This window comes from Planomonospora algeriensis, assembly GCF_977012225.1.
In genome coordinates this window covers 1-682 of sequence record NZ_CDRNDK010001021.1, presented here as the reverse complement: position 1 = coordinate 682, position 682 = coordinate 1, and the positions used below count along the sequence as shown (strand labels likewise).

The 682-nt window shown below is 78.4% G+C and carries 2 protein-coding genes; both read right to left on the bottom strand.

All coding sequences use genetic code 11. The features are described 5' to 3' along the window. Window positions 1-145: glycerate kinase (locus ACWJ6R_RS37565; protein WP_449066743.1), on the bottom strand; the 145-nt coding region annotated here is incomplete at its 3' end. Further along, a partial coding sequence (locus ACWJ6R_RS37560; protein WP_449066742.1) for a glycerate kinase occupies window positions 90-682 on the bottom strand: 593 nt, incomplete at its 5' end. The genes ACWJ6R_RS37560 and ACWJ6R_RS37565, both read right to left, overlap by 56 nt.

Sequence of the window (682 nt, the reverse complement as noted above, 5' to 3'; positions counted from 1 at the left end):
CCCGCGGCGGCGGCGACCCGGCCGGGGCCTTGCCGCGCAGGGTCTGCTCGTCCAGCGACCCCTCCCCGGTGACCACCAGGCGGGCCCCGTCAAGCCGCCGCCGGAAGCCGAGCAGGTCGAGCAGGTACTCGATGCCGGGGCGGATGTCGGCCCGCAGGAAGGCGACGGCGGCGAAGCCCACGCCTCCGGCCGCCCCCGGCCCCCGGCTGGGCGGCGACCCCCATCGGGCGGACGACGCCGTCGTGCTCGATCGCGCCGGTCAGACCGTGGGTGTGCGCGGCGACGGCGGCCAGGCGGGCCAGCGCGGCCTCCAGCAGCCTCACCTCCTCACCGGTGGCGCCCTTCTGCGGCGCGTAGACGGCGGCGGCGCCGTACGGGCCGAGCAGCGGGTTGTCCACGTCGCAGGCCACCACGACCTCCACGCCGTCCAGCGGCATGAGCCCGGAGGTGTCGATCCGCGCCAGATCCCGCAGGGCGGCTCCGCCGGGCGGCAGCTCCCGGCCGTTCGCGTCCAGGAAACGCACGCCGAGCGCCGCCATCATCCCGGTGCCGCCGTCGGTGCAGGCGCTGCCGCCCAGGCCGAGGACGATCCGGCGGGCGCGCGCCGTACGGCGTGCGCGATGAGCTCGCCGGTGCCGCGGCTGGTCGCGGTGAGCGGGGCGGAGCTGACCCCGCCGTCCGC